At 54.7% G+C, this 11,460-nt stretch carries 11 protein-coding genes; 3 read left to right on the forward strand and 8 right to left on the reverse strand.

The window, feature by feature from the left end; translation table 11 throughout:
* Nucleotides 1-55: 55 nt before the first annotated feature.
* A complete protein-coding gene (gene cysQ, locus BJP35_RS02740; protein ID WP_014168346.1) occupies nt 56-796 on the forward strand; it encodes a 3'(2'),5'-bisphosphate nucleotidase CysQ in 741 nt (246 codons plus the stop codon).
* Here the strand turns inward: cysQ and BJP35_RS02745 are convergent.
* Complete coding sequence (locus tag BJP35_RS02745) at nt 790-1,347, reverse strand: YtfJ family protein (RefSeq protein ID WP_014168347.1); 558 nt, start codon at nt 1,345-1,347, stop codon at nt 790-792. The two genes, cysQ and BJP35_RS02745, sit on opposite strands and share 7 nt — an antisense overlap.
* 324 nt (nt 1,348-1,671) lie before the next feature.
* Here BJP35_RS02745 and BJP35_RS02750 point away from each other — a divergent pair, with 324 nt between their 5' ends.
* The gene (locus BJP35_RS02750; RefSeq protein ID WP_003856054.1) at nt 1,672-1,878 is read left to right on the forward strand and encodes a DUF1107 domain-containing protein; all 207 of its coding nucleotides are present in this window, start codon (nt 1,672-1,674) and stop codon (nt 1,876-1,878) included.
* Nucleotides 1,879-1,956: 78 nt separating this feature from the next.
* Here the strand turns inward: BJP35_RS02750 and BJP35_RS02755 are convergent, their stop codons facing one another.
* From BJP35_RS02755 to BJP35_RS02780, 6 genes are all read right to left on the reverse strand, one after another.
* A complete protein-coding gene (locus BJP35_RS02755; protein ID WP_047743184.1) occupies nt 1,957-3,294 on the reverse strand; it encodes a hemolysin family protein in 1,338 nt (445 codons plus the stop codon).
* A gap of 193 nt (nt 3,295-3,487) precedes the next feature.
* Nucleotides 3,488-5,035 (reverse strand): MFS transporter, encoded by a 1,548-nt coding sequence (locus tag BJP35_RS02760; protein ID WP_047743186.1) that lies wholly within the window; start codon nt 5,033-5,035, stop codon nt 3,488-3,490.
* A gap of 67 nt (nt 5,036-5,102) precedes the next feature.
* Nucleotides 5,103-6,137: a Gfo/Idh/MocA family protein gene (locus tag BJP35_RS02765; protein WP_047743188.1), complete on the reverse strand. Its 1,035-nt coding sequence runs from the start codon at nt 6,135-6,137 to the stop codon at nt 5,103-5,105.
* 12 nt (nt 6,138-6,149) lie between these two features.
* Nucleotides 6,150-7,217 carry a Gfo/Idh/MocA family protein gene (locus BJP35_RS02770; protein ID WP_047743191.1) on the reverse strand — a complete coding sequence of 356 codons (1,068 nt, stop codon included), beginning with the start codon at nt 7,215-7,217 and terminating at the stop codon, nt 6,150-6,152.
* A gap of 2 nt (nt 7,218-7,219) precedes the next feature.
* Nucleotides 7,220-8,398, reverse strand: a complete 1,179-nt coding sequence (locus BJP35_RS02775) for a Gfo/Idh/MocA family protein (RefSeq protein ID WP_047743193.1) — start codon at nt 8,396-8,398, stop codon at nt 7,220-7,222.
* Between the two features lie 16 nt (nt 8,399-8,414).
* The gene (locus BJP35_RS02780; RefSeq protein ID WP_047743194.1) at nt 8,415-9,566 is read right to left on the reverse strand and encodes a Gfo/Idh/MocA family protein; all 1,152 of its coding nucleotides are present in this window, start codon (nt 9,564-9,566) and stop codon (nt 8,415-8,417) included.
* 193 nt (nt 9,567-9,759) lie between these two features.
* Between BJP35_RS02780 and BJP35_RS02785 the strand changes: the two genes are divergently transcribed.
* Nucleotides 9,760-10,818: a LacI family DNA-binding transcriptional regulator gene (locus tag BJP35_RS02785; RefSeq protein WP_047743197.1), complete on the forward strand. Its 1,059-nt coding sequence runs from the start codon at nt 9,760-9,762 to the stop codon at nt 10,816-10,818.
* Here BJP35_RS02785 and msrA read toward each other — a convergent pair whose 3' ends face one another.
* Nucleotides 10,819-11,460, reverse strand: a complete 642-nt coding sequence (gene msrA / locus BJP35_RS02790; protein WP_020882919.1) for a peptide-methionine (S)-S-oxide reductase MsrA — start codon at nt 11,458-11,460, stop codon at nt 10,819-10,821.

The following is an 11,460-nucleotide window of genomic DNA, read 5'->3' on the forward strand; positions in this document are numbered from 1 at the left end:
TACGATATAACTAAAACAAAGAGTTAACCCCACTGCGTTAACAAAGAGGTGGAGAATGTTAGATAAGATTTGTCAGCTCGCACGGGATGCGGGAGATGCCATCATGCAGGTGTATGACGGTGCAAAACCGATGGAGGTCGTCAGCAAGGCAGATGACTCTCCGGTCACCGCGGCAGATATCGCGGCTCACAAGGTGATCCTGCAAGGGCTGCAGGCCTTAACGCCGGATATCCCGGTCCTGTCAGAAGAAGCGCCGCAGAGCTGGGACGAGCGTCAGCACTGGCAGCGTTACTGGCTGGTGGACCCCCTCGACGGCACCAAAGAGTTTATCAAGCGTAACGGTGAGTTCACCGTCAACATCGCGCTGATTGAAAAAGGCAAAGCGGTGCTTGGGGTGGTATACGCGCCGGTGATGAAAGTCATGTACAGCGCTGCAGACGGTAAGGCGTGGAAGGAAGAGTGCGGCGTGCGTAAGCAGATTCAGGTGCGCGATGCGCGTCCACCGCTGGTGGTGATCAGCCGGTCGCACAGCGACAGCGAACTGCAGGAATATCTGCAACAGCTGGGTGAACACCAGACGACCTCGATTGGTTCATCACTGAAATTCTGTCTGGTGGCGGAAGGCCATGCCCAGCTCTATCCTCGCTTTGGGCCAACGAACGTCTGGGATACCGCGGCAGGGCATGCGGTCGCCACGGCAGCCGGGGCACATGTTCATGACTGGCAGGGTAAGCCGCTGGACTACACCCCGCGCGAATCCTTCCTTAACCCCGGCTTCCGCGTCTCTATTTATTGAGCCAGCAGTTTGTGCAGCAGGGCGACAACCTGCTGCACCTCTTCCTGGGTTAATGCCCCGTCTTTCACCCACTGCACGCGGCCGTCTTTATCCAGCACGATGATTGCAGAGCTCTCTTCCTCCAGCTGCCACGCCTTACGCGTCACGCCGTTGCTGTCGACAATAAACTGCGACCACGGATAGAGTTTTTTATTGCTCTCAAGGCTTGAACGCACAAACATTCCGGAGCCAGGAATGGCATCGTCAGTGTTAACGATCGTGGTGGTCTGGTAGCGGTCGTGTGGGAATTTTGCGGCCTTGATCGCTTCCACCAGGTTGGCATTTTTCTCTTTTGCGGATGTACGACCGGCAATATGTTGTACAACTCTCACTTTGCCTGCGAGCTGCGCGCTATTCCACGCTTTGTAGCTAAACTTATCATTGTCGAGAATCAATTCTCCCCGGTCAGCAATGCCGACTGGTGGTACTCGTTGTCCTTTTTCAATCGCGTGAGCGCTAGCCCACAGGGGCAGAAGCAGGCAGGCTGCTGCAAGGATAGTACGTAGGGTCATGGTGTTTCCTTATTGTTTGCAGGTGATCCGACCACTTGGTCATACGCTTTTAATCATAAGTGCGATCAATGTGGTTTTCCCGCAATCCCGATGCCAGTTTGCGGGTGAACGCACATATCCATGAAAAAACGACGGCTTATACTGCCCTGAGTGAAGCTTTGCAAAGATTATTCTGAATAATTGTAATCAAACGGTAAATAAACTTATGCATACTGGGTAACACCGTAGTTCTGGTCTATAGTCTTTGGGCAACAAAATTTGCGCTCAGGACAGTCGGGCCGATTGTGGCACCGCAAGAGCGTATGATTCGCAGGAGATACAAGAATGAAAATTTTCCAACGCTACAACCCGCTTCAGGTGGCGAAGTACGTGAAGATCCTGTTCCGTGGACGGTTGTATATCAAGGATGTTGGCGCTTTTGAGTTTGATAAGGGCAAGATCCTTATCCCAAAAGTGAAGGACAAGCAGCACCTGTCTGTGATGTCTGAAGTCAACCGTCAGGTTATGCGTCTGCAAACTGAGATGGCTTAACCAACGTGCTATGCAGTAGTTAAAAACGCAGTTGATAAAAAAACGGCTCCCGATGGGAGCCGTTGATGTTTATGGACCTTACGCCGACACTTTATCTTCTGCGTCAGGCATCCGCGGTACCAGCACGGTCGGTTTATTATCGATACGCGTCACCAGCAACTGGTCGATGCGGTAGTTATCAATATCCACCACTTCAAACTTGTAGCCAGAGAACTTCACCGAGTCGGTACGTTTCGGGATTTTTCGCAGCATAAACATCATAAAGCCGCCAATGGTCTCGTAATTACCTGACTGCGGGAACTCGTCGATATCCAGCACGCGCATGACATCGTCAATCGGCGTACCGCCGTCGATAAGCCATGAGTTCTCGTCACGCTGCACAATCTGCTCTTCCAGACCCTGGCCAACCAGGTCGCCCATCAGCGTGGTCATCACATCGTTAAGGGTGATGATGCCCACCACCAGCGCGTATTCGTTCATGATAACGGCAAAATCTTCACCGGCCGTTTTGAAACTTTCCAGCGCTTCAGAGAGGGTGAGGGTATCCGGAACAATCAGGGTATTGCGGATCTGAACGCCGCTGTTGAGCGCCAGGCTCTGGTTGGCCAGCACGCGGTTCAGCAGGTCTTTCGAGTCCACATAACCGATGATGTGGTCGATATCTTCATTACAGACCAGGAACTTGGAGTGCGGGTGCTCGGCCACCTTTTGCTTCAGGCTCTGCTCGTCTTCGTGCAGGTCGAACCAAATCACGTTTTCGCGTCCGGTCATGGATGACGGTACGGTACGGGATTCCAGCTCAAACACGTTCTCAATCAACTCGTGCTCCTGCTTGCGCAGCACGCCCGCCAGGGCACCCGCTTCGAAGACCGCATAGATATCATCAGAGGTGATATCGTCTTTTCGCACCATCGGAATTTTAAACAGGCGGAAAATGCTGTTGGCCAGGCCGTTGAAGAACCACACCAGCGGACGGAACAGGAACAGGCAGAAGCGCATCGGGTTGATGATGCGCAAAGCCACAGCTTCTGGCGCAATCATACCGATGCGTTTCGGGGTCAGATCAGCGAAGAGTATGAACAGGCCAGTCACCAGCGAGAAGGAGAGAATAAAACTCAGTTGCTCGGAGAGTTCAGGTGAAAAGTAGCGTGCGAAGAGGCCATGAAACACCGGTGAAAATGCTGCATCCCCCACGATACCGCCCAGGATGGCGACCGCGTTAAGGCCAATCTGCACCACGGTGAAAAACATTCCCGGGTTTTCCTGCATTTTGAGTATGCGTGATGCGTTAACGTTGCCTTCGTCAGCAAGCAGTTTCAGTTTGATTTTACGGGAGGCGGCCAGCGAGATCTCGGATATCGAGAAAAATGCACTGACGGCAATGAGACAAAGTATCACTAAAATACTGTTTAACATAGTTTATCCGGCTTCAGCCAGATCCTCGGAAGGGAAGTTAATTACATTTGTGTGAAGACACATAGAACGTCAGCTCGTAGCGTTGAGCTGATTATTTCAGCGGGTAGTATAGCGTAAAGGCGTGTAAATCTGCCAGAGGTCACATTTTGGCATAAAACCGGCCGGACAGCGAAGCGCTGTCCGGTACGTACGGCTATTTTACTGCGGATAAACTGGCGTTTCCTGCCGCCCGGCGCGTGGCATCCCCTCCCCACACCCGGTCATACTCATAGCCGGTGAGCTGTTTGATCACCACGCGGGTGTTGGCGTCGCAATCGCGATAATCTCCGCCCAGCTTGCGGCGCGCAATCTCCTTCAGCAGCAGCTTGTGCGTCTCGCGGGTCAGTTTAAATTTGTAGGTCGTGAAGAAGCTCACGGCCAGAAGGGCCGCCGTCGCGAAAATCAGCAGGCCGATAATGGCTCCCAGCGCGCTTTCAGGCTGTGCGCCGCTGCCCTTCACAAACCCTGACTCCTGCAGCACCAGGCCGATGATCATGATGGCAATCGCCACGGTGCTTTTGCGGGTCAATACCATCACCCCGGCAAAAATCCCTTCGCGGCGCTGCTGCGTCACAATCTCATCGATATCAGGGATGAAACTGTAGATATTCCACGGGATGTAATAAAGACCAGAGCGGGCGGCACCGAGCAGGATAAAGACCCCCGAGAACAGCAGCGTTGGCACCTGCGTTTTGGTGAGGTAGACCGTAAACAGGAATACCAGCACGGCGAAGATACAGCCATAAGAGAGGCGCAGCGCCGCGGACGGCGTGATATTCAGCCGGTTCAAAAGTAGCATAAATCCGTACGTGCCTGGTACCGAGGCAAAGGCGGCAATGCTCAGCCAGCCCGACACTGCCGCCGCATCCTGGCTCAGACAATAAACGACATAATAGGTAAAGACCGAGCCGAAGACGTCCATCGCAGTAAACGAGAAGATATAAATAATGATATGCAGGCGGAATGCGCGGATGCGAAAGGACGAAAAGAGGTCCAGTACCAGATATTTCAGATGATTGGCTACCCCGCTGCTGCGCTGGTTATCTATCTTAAAATCGGACTCCTGATGCACATCTTTCGCTTCCCATGTGGTGTACCACGTAATAAACACCGCAAGGCAAAAAACGCAGGAAAATATCAGTCCGGTGAGCGTATAGGTAAACGGATTGTCTTTCCCGGTGAACTGCATAATGACGCCGGGGACGGAAACGGCAAGAAACCCCCCAAGCTGAGAGCAGATCATGCGCACCCCTGAAAGTCGGCTGCGCTCTTCGTAGCGGTTCGTCATTTCTGCGGCCAGCGTCTCCCAAGGCACCAGCACCATCGCCGACAGCAGTTCAATAGAGAGATAGGTTCCCAGGTAATACCAGTATCCCATATCCGTCAGCCACAGCAGGGCATACAAAAACATTAACGGGGAACTCAGTAATAAAAAGAAACGGCGACGGCCAAATTTACGGCCGAGCCAGGTACCCGCAAAATTATCAGTGATATAACCCATGATCGGGCTTAACAGCGCATCAATGACGCGGGCGATAGCAAATATAGAGCCCGCTTCAATAACAGACAGCCCGCAATAGGTCGTGTAAAAAAATAACAGCCAGGTGCCGATAATGGCGAAAGCGCCTCCGCCAAACAGATCGGTTATGCCGTAGCCAAGCGCCACGCCATAACCAACTCTACGTTCAGTTGGTTTGACCATAATAATATCCAGTGTAGGGTAATGATTAACCCGTTTTACGGGGCGTATTTTTATTAACGTCTGGAATTCAAATTACGTTCTGGTTGTTGATATTTATCCATTGTCTTGTTTGAGATGACCGATAAATAGCCTCCACAAGGGTGAGTGATTTGCCGGCGGTACGGATATCGATATAGTCTCTGTTTTCCGGATGATGAACGGCAGTATAAAACCGGTGGATCGCCTGCTGATGACCCAGCCCCCAGTAGCTTTTTACCGTGCCGTCGGGGGAATCATCGCTTGCCAGTTTTAACCGCTCACCCGGTGTGACGCGCCAGAGAGTGTTGTCATTCAGCAGCAGCGAGCCGTGTTCACAGTGGATCTCCAGCAGGAGAGGGGCGTCCGTGGTGTGGCAATTGCTGGCATAAAACAGGCCGCGGGCGCCGTTGGCGAAGTGTAGCGTGGCCATTGCGCTGTCTTCGCCTTCGGTCACGTCTGCCAGCTCACCGCTATCCACCACGCCTTTCACTCGCGTCACGCCTTCACCGAACCACTGCATCAGGTCGAGGGTATGGATTGCCTGGTTGATCAGCAGACTCCCGCCTTCTGTTGCCAGCCGACCGCGCCAGGGGCTTTGCGTGTAGTAAGCGCCCGCGCGTGACCATGTGAGTACTGCCCTGATGCTGAGCATTTTCCCCAGCTGTCCATGGCCTAACTCCTGCCGAATACGCTGGCTGGTGGGGTTGAGCCGGTTCTGATAGCACACGCCGAGCAGGCTCTGAGCCCGATCGGCGGCACGGGTGATATCAATGAGTTCACGGGTGTTCATGCCCACCGGTTTTTCGCAAAAAACATGCTTCCCGGCGGCCAGTGCCGCCAGAATCATCTCTTTATGCTCGAAGTGGGGCGTACAGATGTGTACCACGTCGATGGCATCATCCAGCAGCATTTCCCGGTAATCCTGATAAAAACGGCATTGATAGTCTTTCGCCAGCGCCAATCCTTTAACGCTGTCGATGTCGACCAGCGCACGCAGCGCGACGTTGGGCATCTGGCGCAGGGCATTGACATGGCAGCCATGAATCGCCCCAGCGCCGATGATAGCGGTATTCAGGATAGTCATCTCCGGCTCCCCTTAACCCGCCGCGTTGGCGAGCATTTGAGCCTTCACGCAGAGCTCTGCAGCCTTGAAGGCGTGCGCCTGCGTCATGGCATTTTCAGTCCGATGGAGACAGTCGAGGATCAGTTCGCCAAAGAACGGGAATCCGACCTGGCCTGCTACCGGATAACGGAACTCCCCCTCTTTATTGACGAGATAAACCACATCCTGCTCGCCGCGGGTTAAATCGACGTATTTGCGGATTTCGATGTAACCCTCGGTGCCGAGCAGCGTCAGTCGCCCGTCACCCCATGTGGACAGCCCATCCGGGGTAAACCAGTCGCAGCGGAAGTAGCCGCTGGCGCCGTTTTCGCCTTTGAGCATTGCGTCGCCAAAATCCTCAAAGGCGGGGTACTGCGGGTGTTTAACGTTCCGGACCTGGCTTGCCATCACGGTGGCATCGCGGTTGCCGGTGTAAAAAAGGAACTGCTCAATCTGATGGCTGCCGATGTCACACAGGATGCCGCCGAAGTATCGCCGATCGTAAAACCAGTCCGGCCTTCCTTCGCCTTCACGGTGCGGGCCTGTTCCCAGCGTTTGTACCACGTCGCCGATGGCACCTTGCTTTACCAGTTGACCGGCAAAGACAGCACTCTCAACATGCAGACGTTCGCTGTAGTAAACCGCGTATTTCTTACCGGTTTTTTCAACCATCGCTTTGGCATCTGCCAGCTGTTCAAGGGTGGTGAGCGGCGCTTTGTCGGTAAAGTAATCCTTCCCCGCCGCCATCGATTTCAGCCCCAGCGCACAGCGCTCAGAGGGGATGGCGGCGCCTGCCACCAGACGCACCTCGTTATCGGCGAGGATCGCCTCCAGCGAATCCGCCACTCTGGCCTGCGGATACTGCTGGATAAATTTATCCACTCTGGACGGATCGGGATCGTAAACCCATTTCAGCGTGGCGCCGGCTTCAATCAGCCCGTTACATATTCCATAAATATGCCCGTGGTCGAGCGCGGCAGCGGCAAAGACAAATTCACCTTCCCGGACAACGGGCTGAGGTTTGCCGACTGGCGCGTAGTTCATTCCGTCATGTTTATTCATCTTCAGATTCCTCGATCCAGATCTTTACCCAGGGGGATAGCGCCCACTTCGCTGAAGTTGGCCACGCTTGCGGATTTCTCATGAAAACGGGGGGCGAGGGTGTTAATCCCGCCGGTACGGTAAAACGGATCGTCACGTGGAATGGGGAGCGAGACCACGGTGCGGGTGATGGCAGATTTATAAATTGCGGTAATCAACTCCAGCGAGCGTTTTCCCTGTAATCCATCCACCAGCGGAGCCGTGCCGCGTTCAATACTCAGTAGCAGGTCGTTAATCTGCCCGGTATGCAGCGTCCACGCGAGTGTCGGCGTCTGCGCAAAAACAGCGTTGAGCTGTTCCTCCCGCTGCTGGTCGTGAGTTTCCTGAGGAAAACCGTTATCGGCACTCACGCTGGCACAGGCTTGCCAGGGGGCAGAGATGCGCGCGCGATCGCCCTGGATGACGATCTTCTGATCTTCGCCGTGATGCACCACCGAGGCGGTAAGCTGCGTGAGTGCGCCGCTGGGATATTTGAATATTGCGGCGCTGAGGTCTTCCACTTCGGCATTGTCATGCGCCACGTTGGTCATCATCGCCACCACCTCAGATGGAAACCCGAGCATCCACTGAATAGCGTCGATATGGTGAACCGCGTGATTGAGCGTGCAGCCGCCCCCCTCTTTTTCCCAGGTGCCACGCCACCATAGATCGTAATAGCAGTGGCCGCGCCACCAGAACGAATCCACCTGCGCATGGCAGATTTTGCCCGCGAGGCCGGAATCCAGCGCTGCTTTTAAGCGCCAGAAGGCATCGGTAAAGCGATTTTGCGCAATGATGGAGAGCGTTTTGCCGCTGGCCTGCTGAGCCGCAATCATCGCGTCACACTCCTCAAGCGAGGCGGCCATCGGCTTTTCACACAGCACATGGCACCCGGCCTCCAGTGCATCAATGCTGATCTGTGCGTGGACATACGGTGGGGTGCAGACATCGACGATATCGACATCTGGCTCGGATGCCAGCATCTGCTGATGGCTCTCATACACGCGGGCCTGCGTCAGGCCGTAGCGCGTTTTTTTCTCGTGCGCTTTATCCGGGTAGATATCCACCAGCGCGACAATCCGGCAGCGCTGACCAAACTGCAAATAACCCTGAATATGGTTATGTGAGATATTGCCTGTACCTACAATGGCGATATTTAGCATCGTGTCGTCTCCGGAGTTACCAGGTGCCTGAGGCATCAAGCGTCACGTTTATGGCCTCTTTAGCAACAGAGGTGCTGATGCGTTGCTGGAGCAGGCGCAAGTAGTGTTTCTCGTTGATCGGCAGTTCGACCCAGTCGTCAGTCCAGGTGGAAAGATGCATGGCATTGGAGAGCGTCAGGCCGAGGATCCCGTCCAGGCCCGGCGCAATCAGCGGTTCACCGCGCAGGATGGCGGCGCAGAAGTTTGCGGTAATGACATGATGTTCGCTGCATTCGGCGGCGACAGGAATGTCGACCTCCCAGCATTCAGGCTCCCCAAAACCGTTTTGCCAGCGGGCGTTAAACGCGGTTTCGGACTCACGTAGCCGCCAGTAGCGAAGCCGCCCCTCTTCGACGACCACTTTGCCGCGATCCCCGACGATCTCCAGGCGATTTGTCCCCGGCGTTTCTGCCACGGTAGTGATAAATACACCGGTAGCCCCATTGGCATACTCGGCATAGGCGGTGACCTCGTCTTCCACTTCAATGTCACGATGTTTGCCGAACTGGCAAAACGCGCGCAGGCGGACCGGCATGCCCACCAGCCACTGCCAGAGATCGAGCTGATGCGGATCCTGGTTGAGCAAGACGCCGCCGCCTTCTCCTTTCCAGGTCGCGCGCCAGCCGCCGGAGTTGTAGTAGCTCTGCGAGCGGTACCAGTTGGTGATTATCCAGTTAGAACGGCGGATCTCGCCCAGCTCACCGCTGTCGATAAGATCCTTAACCTTCCGGTACAGCGGGTTTGGTCGCTGGTTGTACATGATGCCAAACACCACGTCGCACTCGCGCGCGCAGGCGTTCATCTCCTGCACCTGCGCCGTATAAACGCCTGCCGGTTTTTCACACAGGGTATGAATGCCGTTACGCATCGCCAGCATCGACAGGCGCGGATGTTCGTAATGGGGCGTGGCGACAATCACCGCGTCGATAAGCCCGCTCTGGATCATCTCCTGGGCATCACTGAACAGGGGAATGGACCCCACCAGCTGGCGAATGGCCGGGTGTTTTTCCGGTGCATTGTCACAAACCGCCGTCAGGCAGGCGTCATTGACCGTACCCGCGAGTAAATAACGTGCGTGGACCGTACCGATATTACCTATACCAATAATGCCAAAACGTACCTTCTCCATGTCACACCTTAATTTCAGTTGAAAAGAAGTGATGACCGGAAAATAGGAAAGGCGAGGCGTAGCGACAATGTGTTTTTGTGAGAATACTCGCAAGGTGAATAAGTAATCTCCAGGCTTTCTGAAATTTGGTTTTAAAATCAAAAGGCTGTTTCTGCAAATATTTGCAAAAACTGATTGAGAGCGAGGTCACACTATGCCGGGCAGGTTAAAAATGGAGGAGATCGCGGCCCTCACGGGATATTCCGTTAGCACGGTGTCGAGGGTATTAAGCGGCAAGTCATATACCAGCGATAAAGCCCGGGATGCGATCGTTCGCACCGCACGAGAGCTGGGCGTGCTGGAGTCCATGGCCAGTGGACGGCTGTTGATTAACGGTATTGCCGTTTTTGCTCCGGAAAGAACCTTTCAGGGGCGCGGCGATATTTTTTATCTGGAGGTGACCAAAGGGATTGCTGAGGCCTGCTCGCCACACAATGTGTGGGTCAGCTGTTGCGGATTAGAAGAACAACACGCCGATGTAAAATTATTTATGGAAAAGGCCAGCCAGAAGAACATCAACGCGATAATTATTATTGGTACTGATGATGCCACCATATTTAAACTGGCCAGCACGCTCAATAAACCCTGCGTCTTAATTAATTCCGTGGACCGGGAGCGGGTACTGGATTCGGTATCACCCGATCACCGGGCGATTGGCTTCACCGCCATGCAGTATCTCTTTGAACAGGGGCATCGGCGGGTCCTGACGCTGACCTGCCTTCGGCGAGATACGCTTTACGCTCGTCTGGATGGCATTAAAGAGGCGTATCGCCATTTTCACGTCGGCTTTGAGCCGCAGCGTGATTTACTCGTGACGGAGTGGTTTACCGCAGACGAAGCCGAGCGGGCGCTGGATGAGTGGCTGCTGAGTCATGACAGAGCGCAGTGGCCAGAGGTGATTTTCCCGAACAGCACCAGCATGACCGAAGGTGTGGTGAGGGCATTAACCCGCCACGGGCTGCGCGTCCCGGAAGACATCTCTCTGATTACCACCGATTTTGCCTGGAATTTAGCGCACCGGCTGGAAAAACCGGTCACGGGGGTCACGGTGCCCTGCCGCGAACTGGGGATTGAGGCCGTGCACCTGCTGCAGACCCGCCTTAACAGGCCGCAGGCACCGGTTTTTAACCTGCTGTTGCAGGGAAAAGTCATGAATTATGGGTCGGTCAGTAATGCCACGCGCCACGCGGCTCGCGTGGCGCTAGACCAGTAATCAGGCCAGCTGTGGTGGCAGGCAGACGCCGATACCCCCGATACCGCAGTAGCCGTACGGGTTTTTATGCAGGTACTGCTGGTGGTCGTCTTCCGCATAGTAGAACGGTTTGGCAGAGGCGATTTCCGTAGTGACCTCGCGGTTGTCACCGGCATCGTGCATCGCTTTCTGGAAGCGCTCAAGGCTTGCGCGGGCGGCCGTCTCCTGCTCAGGAGTGAGAGGGTAGATAGCCGAGCGGTACTGGGTGCCGTGGTCGTTACCCTGACGCATGCCCTGGGCCGGGTCGTGGTTTTCCCAGAACACCTGCAGAAGTTGCTCATAGCTAATGACGGCAGGGTCATACACTACGCGTACGGCTTCGGCATGACCGGTCTCGCCAGAGCACACTTCGCGGTAGGTTGGGTTTGGCGTATACCCCCCCGTGTAACCCGCCGCGGTGCTGTAAACGCCGGGGAGTTGCCAGAAGAGACGTTCTACGCCCCAGAAGCAGCCCATGGCGAACAGGGCGATTTCCATTCCATCAGGAACGTTTGTCATTGAATGGCCATTCACGGCGTGTAAGGTCGCCACAGGCATAGGGGTGTTGCGTCCCGGTAATGCATCAGCTTGTGAAACAAGATGCTTTTTGTCGAATAAACTCAC

It is taken from the genome of Enterobacter sp. J49, assembly GCF_002148625.1.
GTDB classification, from domain to species: domain Bacteria; phylum Pseudomonadota; class Gammaproteobacteria; order Enterobacterales; family Enterobacteriaceae; genus Enterobacter; species Enterobacter ludwigii.